The sequence below is a fragment of the Paenibacillus nanensis genome, assembly GCF_003583765.1.
Classification (GTDB): Bacteria; Bacillota; Bacilli; order Paenibacillales; family Paenibacillaceae; genus Pristimantibacillus; species Pristimantibacillus nanensis.
Window position 1 is genome coordinate 13,738 of record NZ_QXQA01000026.1, and the last position, 16,934, is coordinate 30,671.

Here is a 16,934-nt window from a genome sequence, read left to right on the forward strand (position 1 = left end):
AGAGATGACATGATTACTCAACAACAAGCAGCCGTACAGTCTATGATCAATTGGCTGGCGGACGAACGGGAGCTTGGCCGCAAGCCTCACAAAATCGAGATGGCGGGAGAATTTGATTTGCATGAGATGCGCTACTACATATTCAGGTATAAACCGTCCTTGTTCGGAAAATGGCTCCTTGGCGTTTGCGGCGGCTATGAAAGCCCAACAGACACCGAGCATTGCGGCCATGTGTTTAGCGAAATGACGCAATACGACCCGGCCACCGCGAAGCAGGAATCAATCGCAATGGTTGAAAGAATACGTGAGTATTGGATGAGCCAGGCTGCGGCTATTGAAGCTGCGCAAAACCAAGAGGAGCATCCTGATAATAACGATGACTCAAGCGGCATTTTCAATGGGTTCGTTTTGTTGAATTCCTCCACGTGCGATCTTGAGCAGATTAAAATGAATCTTAAGCAGGATTGGAATATTTCCTACTCGCCAGGAGAAGAGCTAGGCCCTGACGGCGAAAAGGAAGGGATTTTGGTCTGGGATGTGGATGGTTATACGTTAGCAGTCAGTTTTGTCGATGCTCCTATACCGGGCGGCGAGGCCCAGCATTACGCACAGGGGAACTACCTTTGGCCAGAGGCGGCGGATAGGACCGATACCCACGTAGCTCAAATTATATTGGCTGTTTTCACCGGTTCCGGTTCACCGCTAGGTAGCGGCAAGTTGTATACCAAACTGGCAGCCAGCTGCTTAAAGCTTCCTAACGCGGTGGGGTTATATTCTTCCGGCACCGTGTTCAAGCCCGAGCATTTTATAGAGATGGCCGAAATTATGAAGTCCGATGACATATTCCCTCTGCTAAATCTGGTGCACGTTGGACTTGTTGGCACTGCAACAGGGATGAACGGATATACCTGCGGCCTTGCCGCATTCGGCAAGGATGAAATCGAGGTGCTGGATAGTCAAGCGACGCCCGCCGAGCTGCGCGATTTTCTCATTCAAATCTCCGATTATATCGTAGAGCATGACGTCAAGCTCCGAGATGGAGAGACGATTGGCTTTACGGCTGAACAAAAGCTCCCGATCACCCGTTCGGATGGCGCTTACGTCAAAGGAAAGAGCCTGAAAATTAAGTATTGAAGCGGTCAAAAGATTATTTTCGAAGCGGGGTTCCAAGTGGAAAATAGATATCCTGAAATCGACCTCATTATGAAGAAGATGCAAGAGGCTGTGACCAAAGAGCGGGAACAACATCCCGCTTTTTACGCTAAATATCCGATGCGGCTGATCACTGAAGCAGAGGAGAAGGACGTTCGCAACGTTACCAGCACATGGGATCTGCCTGAGGAATACGTGTACTTTTTAAAACGATATGTCCCTGAAAGAGTTTCTTGGAGTGCTGTGGAATATATAAGTATTTATATTTACGGGGCTAAGGATCTCGAGGCGGGTCAATCAGGATATAGCTATAATCACGTGACAGATGAAGTCATAACGGATTGGCCTTCCGACTATCTAGTTATCGCTTCTGATGAAGGCGATCCCTATTGTATCGATCTTTCCAGAGGTGATACCGTCATTTTTACAGCGCAGCATGGAACAGGCTTATGGGATTTTTCTATTGCTTATCACAATCTTTCGGAGTTTCTTAACAGTGTTCTGCATCCAAGAGAGCTCGAGGACGAAGAGAGCCCGGAGACCATTCCATCCGATTACTATAAACTCCAAATTACGGGGACAGGCGCCGATAAGGCAAAAACATTGATGTTCATCAAAAAAATGTTTTCATGCGATTATACACAAGCGAAAGCTTATTTAGAAAAAACTCCTTTGATTGTTTATAAAGGCATTGAACAGGGCGTCGCTAAAATTGAGGAGCAGCTCGAAAGGATCGGGGCGGACTTTGAAAAGCACAAAATCAGCTGGGAGGAATTTATAGAATTAGTCCAAAGCTGAGATCATTTCACGGAAAAGCGTAAGAGGCATCCGGATTAGCGGAAGCCTCTTTCTTTCGTCTCGAAGAAATTGTCACCCTCTTGGGGCCCATAACATAATCGACACACCGACTATACAGATGGCGGCGCCGATCCAGTCGTACAAATCGGGTGTTTTTTTATCGACCAGCCACCCCCATAACACAGCCAGTACGATAAAAACACCGCCGTAAGCCGCATACACTCTTCCAAAAGACGGGAAGCTTTGCAGCGTAGGAATGATCCCGTATAAAATAAGAACGAAGCCGCCAACCACTCCGTACCATAGGGGCCTTGATTCTCGTAACCATAACCAAATCAAATATCCTCCGCCTATTTCCGCAAGACCGGCTAACACAAAAACAAGGATTGCGAGCAGCACAAAAATCCCCCTAACAATACCCGTAACGTTCTTTTTTCTCCTTATATCTCGAACGAGTAAAACATCTGCAGCTATAAGTCGGATTATAACTTGATTTAGAAAGCGGTGTAAATGAAAAAGGGAGTGTAACGCCCCAACGATCCGATTGACGCACATATTAGACAATGCTAATATGATGGAAAAATACATATTAGACAATACTGATATGAGGTTCCGGAGGTAGCCAGGATGGCATTGCAGGCTTGCGACGTGAAAGCAAAATTTATGCGCGGGTTCAGCGACAAAACAAGACTTCAAATTCTTGAAAGTCTCAGACATCAAGAAAAAACCGTATCCCAGCTAGTGAATGATCTCAAGGGGAACCAGTCTAACATTTCTCAGCACTTGGCTTGTCTTAAAGGATGCGGCATCATAGTCGGACGGCAGGAAGGAAAATATATCTATTACAGCTTGCGCAATGAACAGATCGCGCAGCTTCTTGACGTCATGGATACCGTGTTCCGGCAGGTCGAAGCGGAAGTCAAGGCGTGCGAAAAACATGACGAATTGGTATATTACGATAAATCGTGAGCAGGGAGGACCGGACGATGTGCGGCGATAACGAAAAAGTAAGCAGCTCCTGCTGCTCCTCCTCAAATGAAGATGCGAAACCAAAAGGCACCATGCGGGTCGTCACCGGCGATGTTCGAACCTACAGCATTGAAGGGATGGACTGCAGTTCTTGTGCATTGACGATAGAGAACCATTTGAAGGGGCAAGATGCCGTCAAAAGCGTAAAAGTCAACTTCTCCACAGGAAGAATGACGATCGAGCACGACAATTCCGTAGAGGACATTTTGAAGGAAGTTTCAAAAACCGGCTATAAAGCTGAGCTCGTAACAAGTCGCCGACCTGGTGAAGCGAAGAGGGATAGATCGGGAATGAACGCTCTTGTTCTATCCGGCGTGTTATTGTTTATCGGATTTATCGGTTCTTATTCGGAGGTTACTGCCGCATTAAGTCCTATTCTTTATGCCCTAGCCATAGTAGTCAGCGGATATAAGCCGGCTAAAAGCGCCTTTTTCGCCGTCAAGAGCCGGTCGCTGGACATGAACGTCCTCATGACCGCGGCGGTGATCGGAGCCGCTGCGATCGGAGAATGGCTCGAGGGCGCAACGGTAGTCTGGCTGTTTGCATTAGGCAATGTCTTGCAATCAAGATCCATCGAAAAAACAAGAAATTCCATTCGAAGCCTTATCGATCTCGCTCCTCCCGAAGCTTGGGTCAAACAGGGTCAAGAGCTGCTAAGGAAGCCTGTTGAAGAGGTTTCTGCCCACGATGTCATCGTTGTCAAACCGGGCGACAGGATTCCGCTCGACGGCGAGGTGATTAGCGGCGAATCCAGCGTCAATCAGGCTCCGATTACCGGAGAATCTCTCCCTGTCGACAAGCAGGCCGGCGATGTGGTTTACGCCGGAACGATCAACGAACATGGCTCGCTGGAAGTTAAGGTTACCAAGCTGGTGCAGGATACGACCATCTCCAAAATCATTCATTTGGTCGAAGAAGCTCAGGAGCAGAAAGCGCCTACGGAAGCTTTCGTCGATAAATTCGCACGGGTCTATACGCCGATTGTTTTCCTATTCGCGCTTGTTGTGATGGTCATTCCACCGCTAGTCGGATTCGGAACGTGGAGCGGCTGGTTCTATAAAGGATTGGAGCTGCTGGTCGTGGCGTGTCCATGCGCGCTCGTCATCTCTACGCCAGTGGCTATCGTGTCGGCTATTGGGAATGCGGCAAGGAACGGCGTCCTCATTAAAGGGGGCGCATTTCTAGAAATCGCCGGCAAGGTGTCAGCCATTGCTTTCGACAAAACCGGCACCTTGACGGAAGGAAAACCAAAGGTTGCGCATATCATCCCTTACGGAACGACGGAAGTTGAGCTTTTATCGATCGCGAAGACGCTTGAGGAGTACTCTACGCATCCGATTGCGAAGGCTGTAGTCGACTATGCCAATGGGAAAGGCGTTCAGGCAAAAGAAGCCGGCTCGTATAAGAACATCGTCGGAAAAGGCGTTAGCGCAATGATTGATAGTCAAGAATACTTCGCCGGAAATCTGAAGCTGTTCCTTGATCTGAACACCAATCTTGAAGGCGCGAACGAGCGAATCTCATCGCTTCAGCAGGAAGGGCACACCATTGTTATTATCGGAACGAGGTTGCAGCTCATTGGCATCTTAGCCGTAGCAGATACCGTTCGGCATACATCGGTAAAAGCACTTTCGTCCCTTCGGAGCGTCGGGGTAAATCAGGTTGTCCTATTAACCGGAGACAATGAAGGAACGGCCAAAAAAGTCGCTGCGGAGACCGGAGTAAACCGTTATTTTGCCGAGCTGCTGCCTGAAGATAAAGTGTCCGTCGTCCAACAGCTGCAGGGGGAAGGTCACGTCGTAGCGATGGCGGGGGATGGTATTAATGATGCGCCGGCGCTCGCGACCGCGAATCTCGGCATCGCAATGGGCGGGGCCGGCACCGACACCGCCATGGAAACAGCCGATATCGTGTTAATGGCGGATAATTTGGAGAAGCTCCCTCATACGGTCAAGCTCAGCCGGAAGGCGATGCGCATTATTAAGCAAAACATCTGGTTTTCGCTAATCGTTAAAGCTGCGGCGCTTATTTTGATTTTCCCCGAGGTGTTGACTTTATGGATCGCGGTCATCAGCGACACGGGGGCTGCGCTAATCGTCATCCTGAACAGCATGCGGTTGTTAAGAGTTCGAAGTTAAACGGGCTAGCAAAAAACGGAGGATCTATATCCTTCGTTTTTCCATGAGTATAGTCCAATTGGAGGTTCCATAGTGAAGCGATTTGCAGTCCTTTTCTTTTTTCTAATTACGTTGATTCCCATAACACAAGCTGATGCCCATTCCCCTATCGAAAAGCGGTTTCCGAATGTAAACGCGGTGATGGAAACCCCGCCTGAACAGGTCGAGCTTTATTTTGAAGACCCTGTCCAAATTCATCGGAGTTCCGTAACGGTGCGGAGCGAAGAGGAAACGGAAGTCCAACTAGGGAAAGCGCAGCTGGATCCCGACAATAATCGCCGAATATTTGTTGCGCTGCAGCACAATCTCCCGCCCGGCAAATATACGGTAGATATCGATGTTGTGGCCATGGACGGACATGCCCTGAAAGAGAAGTATACGTTCGAGGTCAAAGTCGTGAAGGCTACGCCGGAAGAACGGTTTCAAAACCTGCAGCTAGTACGTTCCGTTCCCGAGGATGGCACAATCGTGAAGAACACGCCGAGCCGAATCGAAGTCTGGTATAACGAAGACGTCGATGAGATGCCTTATTTCGGGCTGCTGGATGATCATCAGCATATCGTCGACACGGCAAAACCAACCGTTGATCCCGCCGATCCCAAACACTACATACTGGAATTGGAACAAGATCTGCCTGGCGGTACCTATGCAGTGCATTTTTATCCTCGCATCGGCGATCGAACGACAGTCAATATCGTCTATTTTGCTATTGATCATTTCACATCCATTACCGGCAATCGGGAATTTTCTTACGATAAGCTGTGGGATCAGCTTGGGCTGCTCCAGTGGGCGCATTGGCTGTCTTATTTCGGGCTGCTTACGCTCACAGGAGGGACGTTATTCCGGTCTATGCTTGGTAACAGCCGTCTCGGCGAAGAGAAGCGTTGGGCCAGATTCGCCCAAGGGATGTATGGTCTCAGCATACTATCGATCCTATTGGAATTGATCATGTACCGAGTAGGTTACTCTCAAGTTGTATTTTATGATTTCTTACATTTCACCTTTGTATGGATCACTATTGCCCAGTTCGTTACAGTACTCATTAGCGTATGGATCAAAAAATGGCGCCTTGTTGTGCTGTCCATAGCCGTTCTAAGCGAAGCTTTTATCGGTCACTCCGTCGATCCGGCATATGGAGGCGTATGGATGATGGGCGTTGATTTGATCCATCTATTCGCTTCCGCAGTTTGGATCGGGGGTTTATCCGCTTTATTGATTCGAATGCCGAAGGAGAACGGGAAGGAGTGGCTCCAGCATGCGGGCCGGCTTTTCTCAAAGTGGGCTTTGGCAAGCTATTTGGCAATCGGACTGTCGGGAGTTGTGATGACGGTCCAATACGTGCCGGCATTCAGCATGCAAAGTCTTTTTACGAGTTATTGGGGGCAGATGCTCATTTTGAAGGTGTTGCTCTTCTTAGTTATTTTGATATTTGCGGTGTGGCAGCGCAGGTTATTGAAGAGAATGGCCGAATCGATGGCTTACCGGTTCCAGAAGAACGTAAAAATCGAAATCGTTCTGGCCGTCTTGGTCGTACTTGCTGCTAGTTTTCTTGTTGATTTATCTCCCAAAGAAGCTGGTCAGAGCATCGAGCCTGCCTCCCAGACCATTGAGGGGATAACCGCCTCCGTTCACATCTCCCCGTTTAAGGTCGGCGCGAATGACGTAACCATTCGGTTAAGCGATGATACGGAGGTTGCCTATGTCCGGGCTAAGTTTTCTACAACCCTCGGCGGCGGGGTCGAAAATACAGCCTTCAAGCTGGAGGACGGATTGTACAAGCTGACGGGCAATATTTTTCACGGAGCGGGATCGGTGAAGATGGAGCTTCAAGCGGTCAAGCGCAATGGCGAGAAGCTGGTATACCCGCCGTTCACGATACAAGTGCCAGGCTACATGCCGAACGACATTGAAATCGAGAACGAGGGTTAGTCGCCGGAATTGACATGACTGGAGAGCTATCATACAATTTGGTTAGGAAATTTTTGGTTAATGCACTTACTTGATCGTAAGGGGATGATTCAACAATGATACATCAGCGTGAATGCCCAGTAGAGACACTTCTTCATGTGTTAGGCGGCAAATGGAAGCCGATGATTTTATGGCATTTGATAGAATCCAAGAGGAGATTCAACGATTTGGAGAAGCTTATACCCGATGTTTCCCAAAAAATGCTTTCGCAGCATCTCCGAGATTTGGAACGAGAAGGCATAGTCGATAGAACGGTCTATCCTTCTGTCCCCCCGAAAGTCGAATATTCCCTTAGTGAGTATGGCAAAACATTGATTCCCGTTGCGGAAGTCATGTGCGCTTGGGGAGAAAATCATAATAAGCGGAAATATGAAGAGCCGGCGTCATAATGCTGGCTCAATGAAATGGCGCACGAATTCTATTCACTCCAATTAAAAGCTGCCACGGGCTTCCGGGCAGCTTTTGTTTGTCTACAAAAAATGATCGGGCTCGCGATCATACAACTTCTTATCGTTCAGATAATCCTTTCTCATGCTTACTTTTTAGTAAGCAACCGACTTTAAAGTGGGTTCTTAACATCATTTTAAAGCGATGCTAAGCTTGAATTAGCCAAATAAGGGGGCCTACTAAAGAGGAGGAAAGAACAATGAAAATAATTGTTTTTGGCGCGACGGGGAATACAGGGAAAAGAGTGCTGGCGCAAGGATTAAAGATGGGGCATGACATGACCGCATTTGTGCGAAATGCGAAGAAGCTTATGGATCAACTAGGCGAGCATTCCGCAAAGCAAGTGAAGGTGATCGTTGACGATCGTATGGATCCGGTGCGCGTCGGCGAGGCGCTCGACCATCAAGACGCCGCAATAATTGCGGCGGGCCATGCGGGACAGGGAGAAGAGTTCGTTCGTATCGTCGATACCATTATAAGCCAATGTGAGCGCCAGCCTAATTTTTCTGGGCGGGTATGGATAATGGGGGGAGCCGGCTTGCTGGATATTCCTTTTACGGATCTTATGGGCAACCTTTTACCTGGTTTCCCGCCTGAGTTCAGAAATCATAACCGGAATTTCGAGAGACTGCAACAGACGGGGCTTGACTGGTCCATCATGTGTCCGGGAACAATGCTGGATTCGATCGAGCATGCAGAGCCGATTCGTCTACATGTGACGACTGAAACCTTGCCCATTCCGGTTCCGGAATCGATCAAGGAATATTCCGAGGCAGATTTAGCCGGTTATTTATTCAGCCGTCTTCAAGAGCTGAACGTATCTTATGACGATGTCGCCAAATGGATGTTAGACCATCTTGAGCTCGGGGGAGCGTTTAAACGGAAAAGAGTCGGTATAGCCTATCAAAGCAATATGGCAGTGCGCTAATGGAAAGGGGATAACCGTTTGTTTGGATTACTGCTCGTATTGCATCTATTAGCTTCAATCTCCATCATCGGCCCGGCTGTCATGATGCCCATGATTCGCAGATCCGCTAAAACGATGGGCCAGCTGCACTTTGTTTTACGCCTAACGACGAAGCTTGCTATCATGCCTAAAATTGGCGGGACCGTCCTTATCCTAACCGGGATATGGCTTATGGTCATCTCCAAGATGGGGTTATCCCAAATGTGGCTGAACGTATCCATTCTATTGTCGCTGCTCACGATCGTCATGATCGACGGATGGATCGAACCGCGTCTGAAAAAGATCGAAAAGCTATTATCTGAAGCTCAAGACCAGGGTAATGAAATACCCGCCGAGTTCGGACTGCTGATCAAAAAAATCGTGCCGGTTGAGACGGCGGCACAACTATTGATGATTGGCATATTGGTGTTAATGGTCGTCAAGCCCTTTTAAAGAAACGGAGGAGTCATCCTAATACAATGTGCGTAAGTCGAAGAGCGCAAGGAAGATATGCATAAGAAACCGCGTAAATCGCGGTTTTTTGCTTTGTCAAGGATACAATGATCAGATCCATCGCATAAATAGGTGTCGATTGTACTCTTGACAATTAATACGGTAGGGGGGTATTCTATTTTACAAGCGAAGGCTACCGATGACTTTCTACTGCTCCGTCACTAGGTTTCCAAGCGGGGCACGGTACCCGTCGCTTATGGCTGCTACGTGTTTAAGCTGAAGGAGGGGACCCATCATGGGAGAGGTTGTGAAAATTGCGGTTAATCCGCCTATTCAAGTCGGCGGGAGCCTATTCAGCCCTATGCAGCTGGCTAAAATCGGCGCTTTGGCTGGCGAAGAGGCGAAGATCGAGATGACGCCTTTTAAGCAGCTTTATATAGAAGTGCCGCTCGAACAGCGTGACTTTATGATGAATGAGCTAAGAAATTCAGGTCTTGAGGTTACGCCGCCAGGCTTTGTGGTGAAAAGTCTGATTGCGTGCAACTTTTGCAAAGGCGCGGAAGAAGCGGGGTTAGAAACGGGGCTAAAACTTAATGAGGCTATTGCAGGATTGGATACGCCAACGCCGTTAAAGGTCGGTTATGCCGGCTGTGGACTTGGCACGAGTGAACCTTTGTTGAAAGATATCGGAATAGTCAAGACGAGGAATTCCTTCGATATCTATGTGGGCGGAGAACCAAAAGGGCTTAAGGCATCCATTGCCCAATTGCTAGTATCCGGGTTAACGGAAGAACGCCTTATTCCTGCAATTACAGCTATAATCGAATATTATAAAACAAATGCCAAAGGCAAAGAGAAATTCGGTAAATTCATTCATCGTGCCTCGCTAGAGGAGTTGCGGAAAATTGCCAGGTAACGGACGCAGGCTTCAAACTCTCCGGTTTCCCGATTTTTTCCACTCACAAAAACTTACCAGGTGATGAAGAAATAAAATGAAACAGCCAATTGAATGGACCTCTCTAAAAAGCCGATTCAACCACGCCCAGCCCGGACGTGGTTTCTTTCGTCATGCCTCAATCTCTGCCCGACTGCTTTCCAATACCGGCATCCCTCGCCAGCAGGATGGCTTGAGTTCGGTCGACAACCTGCAGCTTGTTCAATATATTCGAGACGTGATTCCGAACCGTCTTCAAGCTAAGCTGGAACGATAGGGCGATATCCGCCATCGTCCTCCCGTTAGCGAGCTGCTCTAATATTTCATTCTCCCGGGCGGTCAGCCCTGGAAACATTTCTTTTTGCGGCGGATGCTGGATCGTATCGAAGTAATACATCATTTTGCTGGCGATTCCGGAGCTGAAGATCGCCTCCCCATCGGCAACGGCGACCAATGCGCGGATAATATCCTTGGGCTTTGATCCTTTGAGCAAATATCCGCGAGCGCCTGCCCGAATTGCCGAGAAGACGGAATTATCGTCGTCGAACATCGTCAGGACCAGGATTCGGATGTGCGGATTGGTCATCGTAATTTGTCGGGTAGCTTCAATACCGTTGACGACGGGCATACTGATATCCATTAAAATCAGATCCGGCTGCAACGACTCTGCCAAACGCATGACTTCGTCTCCGGATTCTGCTTCCCCGACGATCTCCAATTCCTCATGACCCTGCAAGACGGCGGCGACTCCTTCCCGGAAGAGGGGATGGTCATCCGCTAACAATACTCTCAATTTCTCCATTTATGAAACCTCCTTATTCCGATTGCGGTCGTGTGATCAACGGAATCTCAATCTCGATTCGAGTTCCTGTCTCTGCTGTGTGTTGAAACGCAATCCGTCCGTTCAACTCCTCCGCGCGTTCCCGCATCGAGCGAATGCCGACGCCTTGTTTGGGAGCGCCGGACATGCCGATTCCATTGTCCGCAATTTGGATTCGAAGCGTCTCGTCAACGGACAGCCGAATATGGCATGCGGTGCCTTGTGAATGCCTCAGAGCGTTCGCGATCGCTTCCTGGACGATTCGAAAGACGGCCGCTTCTACCGCTGCCATTAACGGTGGCAGGGAATCGGGGGCATGAACAATGATGCGAAAGTTGGCTTGCTGGGAATGTGCCGCCAGTTCGCGAAGGGCGAAGAGCAAGCCGAATTCATCCAGAGAAGGCGGCCGGAGCGCATAGACGAGCCGCCGAATGTCCTCGATAGCTCCATCTAATTGGCGCTGAATATTGACAAGCATTGACTCCGCTTTAGTCGGCTGGCCTTCGAACTGATCGATTACAGTCGCAAGCTTCATGCTAATGCTAGCCAAGTTAGATCCGAGTCCGTCATGAAGATCCCGCCGCAGCCTTCGTCTTTCTTCCTCTCTCGCACTGACCAGCTGTTCCCTTGAACGTTGAAGTTCGTTTGACAGAAGAGCTGTCCGGGTAGCAATAGCTACTTGCCGGATTAAGTCATCGAATAAGTACCGTTTGTTAGGAGGAATGATGTTATGGATAGCAGACGAGCCGAGAATCAATGTTCCTACAGGCTCATCTTGAATGGACAGCGGAATCTCCATACATTTGGCAACCGGCGTGCCATAGGACGCTAGCAGTATATCCGGTCTATCACGATTATCCTTAATCGCGGCGTAAGATAGTCTTAAGCCTTCTGCCAGCGACTCCAACACGAGCGGTAAGAAGGTTCGATTCGAAACAACCGCTTCAAGCTTATGAATTAAATTCGAGACAACCTGGTAAGGTTCCGCGCGCACGCCGTATATGAGCCGATTCACGGCTTTTTGCACTTTATCCCGCAGCGGCTGCAGCACAATCGAGATGATTCCGATCGTCAGTAAAGAAGCCAACCAATTGTCCGTCGTTTGAAAAATGGCGCCAACCATTCCTGTCGCAAGCGCGAAGACCGATACGATCGCAAAGCTCAGTACGGCGTAAACAATGGATCGATTAAAAATGGTTTCCATTCTCCGGCTTCTCTGCTCGATAACGGTAAGCGCCACTGAGAAAGGAATCGATAACAAGCCGATATGCATGAATCCCCAAATGAAAAGTTTACTGACAGGATGATATCCGACGGCAAGCATTGTAACCGATCCAATCATGTACAACGCGATGCTTCCGATGAACCATATCGTGCGTTGACGCTGCTCCGCCGAGAACGTCCTCTTGTAACGGTAAATTTGGGAATAGAAGATCAGAGCAAACAGGGTAGAGCTTTGAATAAAACGTAACGCGATTGGCCAGGTCGACATATCTAACACCGTCGATGGAGCGAAATAGGTCGATAACGCAAAAAATAATCCGTATACCGCAAAGTATTTCGTCCAGCGGGGAGTAAACGTTCCGTCGGGATACAAGAAAAGCAGCAAATAAGACAAACCGAATAGGATATCCTGAAATTCGAACGCCCTAACCGCGAGAGGCCAGGCTTCCAATACCGATCCGTCATTCGTGAATACGGAGCCTGTCGACAGAAGCACGATCGAGGTCGTATAACAAACGGGATCGTTCGATCCATAACGAAATAGAATCCAGCTGACGGCGAAAAAGCTCAGGAACGATAATGCGGCGAATCCGCCTATTACTCCGCTATAAAACGAAACCGGCAGATCGATCTGATTCAAAATGGATAGCTGATCTGCAGTCAAATAAAAAATATCGTCGCACAAAAGCTCCTCTGAACAAGCGCTTTGATGCAGCGTATAACCCTTCCATAACGAAATCGCGAAAATACTAAGCGAGAGAAGGGCGAACAGAGGCCATATCGTATATCGACAAAGAAAGAAAAACCAGCTCTTGCCCTTAACCACCACGAGCATTACACATTCTCCTTCCCGCTCCTTCATGCTGTCTTTCTAAAACTATATCGGGGATTCCTCCAGCGCGGAAGGGAAGTATTCCCGTCAGATCGGGAATTTTCTTCCTTACCGTTCGGGAGATGTGATCATGACGGCGGGACAGCTTCGTTGATATATTGTTCACGTCGCTTTTGTTATCGAAGGACGACGCAACTTATAACGACGCGCAGAAGCGGAGGATGAACATGACAATCGAAAGAGCGGTTAGATGGTTTGCATTTGTTGCAATGGTTGGAGGTATTGTTAGGCTCGGGATGACCCCCTCGTCCTACATATGGGGAGGAGATAGCAATCAAGAGTTGATTTGCGCGTTTATCGCAAACATATTGATGGTTTTCGGTACATTCGGCCTCTATTTGGCGCAAGTGAAAGAAGCGGGAAAATTCGGGTTTATCTCTTTTGCTATTATGGAGCTTGGACTCATATTGGTCACTTGCACGGTTTGGTCGTCCATGCTGCATGTGTCGCCTTGGGATTGGGGCATCGTGAAAGCTTTTGAAATATCGTCCGGGATGCTCGGGCTCTTGCTTTTCCCGATAGCCAATCTCAAAGCTCGCGTCCTCCCGAAATGGCCGAATTTCACTCTCATCATTATGTTAGCAGTAGGTGTAATCCCGATGTTCGAGAAAATCGTTGCTTTATTGTGGGGAGCCGCCTATATCGGGATGGGTTACGCAGTATGGTCCTCCAAGCTAAAAAAGCCGAAATACGAACAGTAGAACATACATCAATACTGCGAGCTGACGTCGATACCCAATCGGCGTCTTTTTGTTAATCCGAATCTTTGACCATTCTTTATTAGCTTGTTACAATAAGACCACAGCAATAACAATTTTTCATGGGGTGGTCGAAACTTGCATTGCGACAACGAACGATTGGATTTATGGCTATCCATATCCCATATTTATTCTTGCATCAATGATAAATTGGAACAAGCGCTGCTCAAGCAGTGCAACATCTCTTTAAAGGAATTTTACGTTCTTAAATTCGTATCCGGCTCGGCGTGTAAGGAATTGCGGTTGCAACAGCTCCAGGAGATGGTGGGATTAAGCCAAAGCGCGACGTCCCGTCTTGTGGATCGGATGGAAGCACCGCATGTTGGAGCTTTGGAACGTCATTCCTGCGCGAACGATCGAAGAGGTATCTTTACCCGCATCACGCATTCTGGCGAGCAAAAGTATCAGCTCGCTCTGACGATTGTGAATCAAGTGCTCGATGCAGAGCTTCAACAGGATGGCGTCTTGAAGGAGCTTGAAATCCTTATAAAACAGCTACAAAAGTAGGAGCACTTGACACGGCTCTTCTTTTTCGTTAATTTATATGCATGCGCATGCTTTTATATATAAAATTACTATCGGAGGGAAACCATGACAACCACGCAAACCGTGAAAGCCTTGTTTCAACCCTTTACTTCGGATAAGCTAACCCTAGCTAACCGGACTGTAATGGCGCCCATGACCCGTCAGAAATCGCCGAATGGCGTTCCAGGGCCGGACGTAGCCGCCTACTATCGCCGCAGAGCGGAGCATGGAGTAGGACTCATCGTTACGGAAGGCACCGTTATTCATCATCCGGATGCGAGCAATCAGAAGGATGTCCCGCTTTTTTACGGGGAAGAAGCCTTGAACGGCTGGGCGAACGTCGTTGCCGAGGTTCATGCTGCGGGAGGGAAAATCGTTCCTCAAATCTGGCATATGGGCGCACGCGGTAACGTGAACGATTACTCCGAAGAGGAAATCGCCGGCATAGTCCGGGAATTCGCCAAAGCTGCCGCGGAAGCCAAACGTCTAGGCTTTGACGGCATCGAGCTCCACGGCGCTCACGGTTATTTGATCGACCAGTTTTTCTGGGAGAAAACAAACCAGCGGACGGACCGGTACGGAGGAAGCTTAATCAATCGTACGACCTTTGCGGCGGAAGTCGTGAAAGCTTGCCGCGAAGCTGTAGGCCCCGATTTCCCGATTATTCTGCGCATCTCGCAATGGAAGGGAATCGACTATACGGCGAAGCTTGTTAGGACCCCGGAGGAGTTGGCACAATTTCTCGAACCGCTGGTGAACGCTGGCGTAGATATATTCCATTGTTCAACGCGGCGCTTCTGGGAACCGGAATTTGAAGGCTCCGATCTGAATCTTGCGGGCTGGGTGAAGAAACTGACAAGCAAACCAACCATTACGGTTGGTTCGGTAGGTTTGGATGGAGACGTGACGAACTTTTTCAAGACGGGAAGCGGCGCGGGGAACGCCAGCTTGGATGGCTTGATTCCCAAGCTGGAAAGCCAAGAGTTCGATCTCATCGCGATCGGCCGAGCTTTGCTTGCGGATCCGGCTTGGGTCAGCAAAATCAGAGATGGGAAGCTGGAAGATCTGATTCCTTTCTCGCCACAAGCGCTCCAAACTTTACATTAATTTCGAAAGCTCCAAGGGGAGAGCACGGTAAAGGGCAGTCCGTTTCGGGCTGCCCTTTTGCAGCATGAAGAATAGAACCATTTTCGAATTATGAAACTTTTCGGAAGCATTAACGTATAGGTAGCGTGGAAAATAGCTTGCTAATCATTTACACGACTCAATGAGGTGAACAAGTTAGTGGAAGAAGATTCAGATGAAGACGGTGAACCTGCCAATCGGAACGTCTGCAATTTGAAAAAGGAACGACAAATCAACATTAATTTTTATTTGCGTCTCTAGATCATCCGCTCATGGTATTAACAGCATGTATTTATAAATATCATGGAGGATGAATAACGTGTATTTCGAAATTATTGTTCTACTGTTTCTTATCGTGCTGAATGCTTTCTTCGCTGCTTCCGAGATCGCATTGATCTCGTTGAACGATAACAAAATAAAATCCATGGCGGACTCGGGACACAAAAAAGCTAAACTATTACAACAATTGTTAGCTGAGCCAAGCCGCTTTTTGGCTACGATCCAGATTGGCATTACATTAGCGGGATTCATGGCAAGTGCGTTTGCTGCGGAAAGATTCGCCGGCGAGTTGGCAACGGCGTTAGCCTCAGCCGGAATTCCGTTGTCCGAAAATATTTTGGAGACGGTATCGTTAATCGCCATCACGCTGCTCCTTTCTTATTTTACGTTGGTTCTCGGAGAGCTTGTGCCGAAGCGGGTTGCCATGCAAAAGGCCGACACCATCGCCATGTTCGCTGCGACGCCCTTGACCTTGTTGTCAAAACTAACGGCGCCTTTCGTTAAACTGCTTACGATCTCGACGAATCTGCTAGTTCGTATGATGGGGGTTGATCCAAATGCGAATAAGGAGCAGGTGACCGAAGAAGAAATTCGAATGATGGTGGATGTAGGCGAAGAAAATGGAGCCATTGATGAAGATGAAAAGATGATGATTAACAATATCTTCGAATTTGACAACAAAACGGTATCCGACATTCTTACACACCGAACAAAAGTCGTTTTTGTTCCGTTTCAATCAACACTCCAAGAGGTTGCCGATATAGCGCAGCGCGAGAAATATACCCGATTCCCGGTATTTGATCATGAAGTCGACAATATTGTAGGTGTCTTGCATACCAAAGACTTGATACCGTTCATCGGGGCGTCCGGCGCATCGTTTGATCTGAAGGCCATTCTTCACAAGCCGTATTTCGTACCGGAATCGAAGCGAATTGACGAGCTGTTTAATGAGTTGAAGAAGGAAAAAGTTCATATGGCTATCGCAATCGACGAGTACGGCGGGATTGCCGGTATTGTCACGACGGAAGACTTGCTTGAAGAGATTGTTGGTAATATTTATGACGAACATGACGAAGAAGATAAAGATATTGAACAGCTGAATGACCGTTCATTCTTAATAAGAGGGGACTTATCGTTACGTGATGTTCAAGAATTTTTGAGAATCGATTTGCCTCTACAGGCTTTTGATACCTTAAGCGGTTTTATCGTGGGCAGACTCGGTACGATCCCGAATGCAGGCGACAAACTAGTGTTGGAATATAACGGGGTTGAATTTCATGCGGAGATTGTCAGCGAAAAACGGATTGAAAAAGTACGCGTTCTGCTGACAGAAGGCTCCGATTTCGTAAAAGCAGAATAATTACCGATTGACGACCTTACCAGGGTTTACTTGGATAAGGTCGTTTT

At 48.2% G+C, this 16,934-nt stretch carries 16 protein-coding genes; 13 read left to right on the forward strand and 3 right to left on the reverse strand.

Going from position 1 to position 16,934, the window contains the following annotated elements; genetic code table 11:
- Positions 1-9 precede the first annotated feature (9 nt).
- Both D3P08_RS25950 and D3P08_RS25955 read left to right on the forward strand, forming a co-directional pair.
- On the forward strand, positions 10-1,134 hold the full coding sequence (locus tag D3P08_RS25950) for a DUF4261 domain-containing protein (protein WP_119603040.1): 1,125 nt from the start codon (positions 10-12) through the stop codon (positions 1,132-1,134).
- A gap of 36 nt (positions 1,135-1,170) precedes the next feature.
- Positions 1,171-1,950: an SMI1/KNR4 family protein gene (locus tag D3P08_RS25955; protein WP_240647752.1), complete on the forward strand. Its 780-nt coding sequence runs from the start codon at positions 1,171-1,173 to the stop codon at positions 1,948-1,950.
- A gap of 72 nt (positions 1,951-2,022) precedes the next feature.
- Here D3P08_RS25955 and D3P08_RS25960 read toward each other — a convergent pair whose 3' ends face one another.
- Entirely contained in the window at positions 2,023-2,349 is a 327-nt protein-coding gene (locus D3P08_RS25960) for a YnfA family protein (RefSeq protein WP_119603041.1), read from the reverse strand.
- Between the two features lie 228 nt (positions 2,350-2,577).
- Here D3P08_RS25960 and D3P08_RS25965 point away from each other — a divergent pair, with 228 nt between their 5' ends.
- From D3P08_RS25965 to D3P08_RS25995, 7 genes are all read left to right on the forward strand, one after another.
- Entirely contained in the window at positions 2,578-2,919 is a 342-nt protein-coding gene (locus D3P08_RS25965) for an ArsR/SmtB family transcription factor (protein WP_119603042.1), read from the forward strand.
- Positions 2,920-2,936: 17 nt separating this feature from the next.
- A complete protein-coding gene (locus D3P08_RS25970) occupies positions 2,937-5,117 on the forward strand; it encodes a heavy metal translocating P-type ATPase (protein ID WP_240647753.1) in 2,181 nt (726 codons plus the stop codon).
- Between the two features lie 72 nt (positions 5,118-5,189).
- Positions 5,190-7,085, forward strand: a complete 1,896-nt coding sequence (locus tag D3P08_RS25975; protein ID WP_119603043.1) for a copper resistance protein CopC — start codon at positions 5,190-5,192, stop codon at positions 7,083-7,085.
- 95 nt (positions 7,086-7,180) lie between these two features.
- Positions 7,181-7,513 carry a winged helix-turn-helix transcriptional regulator gene (locus tag D3P08_RS25980; RefSeq protein ID WP_119603044.1) on the forward strand — a complete coding sequence of 111 codons (333 nt, stop codon included), beginning with the start codon at positions 7,181-7,183 and terminating at the stop codon, positions 7,511-7,513.
- A gap of 257 nt (positions 7,514-7,770) precedes the next feature.
- A complete protein-coding gene (locus tag D3P08_RS25985) occupies positions 7,771-8,499 on the forward strand; it encodes an NAD(P)-dependent oxidoreductase (protein WP_119603045.1) in 729 nt (242 codons plus the stop codon).
- Positions 8,500-8,517: 18 nt separating this feature from the next.
- Positions 8,518-8,970 carry a DUF2269 family protein gene (locus tag D3P08_RS25990; RefSeq protein WP_119603046.1) on the forward strand — a complete coding sequence of 151 codons (453 nt, stop codon included), beginning with the start codon at positions 8,518-8,520 and terminating at the stop codon, positions 8,968-8,970.
- 295 nt (positions 8,971-9,265) lie between these two features.
- On the forward strand, positions 9,266-9,886 hold the full coding sequence (locus D3P08_RS25995) for an NAD(P)/FAD-dependent oxidoreductase (RefSeq protein WP_119603047.1): 621 nt from the start codon (positions 9,266-9,268) through the stop codon (positions 9,884-9,886).
- A gap of 157 nt (positions 9,887-10,043) precedes the next feature.
- On the opposite strand, the gene D3P08_RS26000 is transcribed toward D3P08_RS25995, so the two are convergent.
- Complete coding sequence (locus tag D3P08_RS26000; RefSeq protein ID WP_119603048.1) at positions 10,044-10,706, reverse strand: response regulator transcription factor; 663 nt, start codon at positions 10,704-10,706, stop codon at positions 10,044-10,046.
- Positions 10,707-10,719: 13 nt separating this feature from the next.
- Positions 10,720-12,783, reverse strand: coding sequence for a sensor histidine kinase (locus tag D3P08_RS26005; protein WP_162848604.1), 2,064 nt, complete (start codon positions 12,781-12,783; stop codon positions 10,720-10,722).
- Between the two features lie 224 nt (positions 12,784-13,007).
- On the opposite strand from D3P08_RS26005, the gene D3P08_RS26010 reads away from it, so the two are divergent.
- The 4 genes from D3P08_RS26010 (at position 13,008) to D3P08_RS26025 (ending at position 16,887) form a co-directional block, all read left to right on the forward strand.
- Positions 13,008-13,541, forward strand: coding sequence for a hypothetical protein (locus D3P08_RS26010; RefSeq protein WP_119603050.1), 534 nt, complete (start codon positions 13,008-13,010; stop codon positions 13,539-13,541).
- Positions 13,542-13,676: 135 nt separating this feature from the next.
- Complete coding sequence (locus tag D3P08_RS26015; protein WP_119603051.1) at positions 13,677-14,105, forward strand: MarR family winged helix-turn-helix transcriptional regulator; 429 nt, start codon at positions 13,677-13,679, stop codon at positions 14,103-14,105.
- An 84-nt stretch (positions 14,106-14,189) separates the two neighbouring features.
- Positions 14,190-15,230 (forward strand): NADH:flavin oxidoreductase, encoded by a 1,041-nt coding sequence (locus D3P08_RS26020; RefSeq protein ID WP_119603052.1) that lies wholly within the window; start codon positions 14,190-14,192, stop codon positions 15,228-15,230.
- A 337-nt stretch (positions 15,231-15,567) separates the two neighbouring features.
- Complete coding sequence (locus D3P08_RS26025) at positions 15,568-16,887, forward strand: hemolysin family protein (protein ID WP_206099011.1); 1,320 nt, start codon at positions 15,568-15,570, stop codon at positions 16,885-16,887.
- Positions 16,888-16,934: the final 47 nt, after the last annotated feature.

What these genes read in the sequence shown, in the direction of transcription:
- D3P08_RS26005 (WP_162848604.1), bottom strand. Translation starts at nt 12,783, where the DNA reads ATGCTCGTGGTGGTTAAGGGCAAGAGCTGGTTTTTCTTTCTTTGTCGA.
- D3P08_RS26010 (WP_119603050.1), top strand. Translation starts at nt 13,008, where the DNA reads ATGACAATCGAAAGAGCGGTTAGATGGTTTGCATTTGTTGCAATGGTT.
- D3P08_RS25965 (WP_119603042.1), top strand. Translation starts at nt 2,578, where the DNA reads ATGGCATTGCAGGCTTGCGACGTGAAAGCAAAATTTATGCGCGGGTTC.
- D3P08_RS25980 (WP_119603044.1), top strand. Translation starts at nt 7,181, where the DNA reads ATGATACATCAGCGTGAATGCCCAGTAGAGACACTTCTTCATGTGTTA.
- D3P08_RS25970 (WP_240647753.1), top strand. Translation starts at nt 2,937, where the DNA reads ATGTGCGGCGATAACGAAAAAGTAAGCAGCTCCTGCTGCTCCTCCTCA.
- D3P08_RS25985 (WP_119603045.1), top strand. Translation starts at nt 7,771, where the DNA reads ATGAAAATAATTGTTTTTGGCGCGACGGGGAATACAGGGAAAAGAGTG.
- D3P08_RS25995 (WP_119603047.1), top strand. Translation starts at nt 9,266, where the DNA reads ATGGGAGAGGTTGTGAAAATTGCGGTTAATCCGCCTATTCAAGTCGGC.
- D3P08_RS26000 (WP_119603048.1), bottom strand. Translation starts at nt 10,706, where the DNA reads ATGGAGAAATTGAGAGTATTGTTAGCGGATGACCATCCCCTCTTCCGG.
- D3P08_RS26020 (WP_119603052.1), top strand. Translation starts at nt 14,190, where the DNA reads ATGACAACCACGCAAACCGTGAAAGCCTTGTTTCAACCCTTTACTTCG.
- D3P08_RS25950 (WP_119603040.1), top strand. Translation starts at nt 10, where the DNA reads ATGATTACTCAACAACAAGCAGCCGTACAGTCTATGATCAATTGGCTG.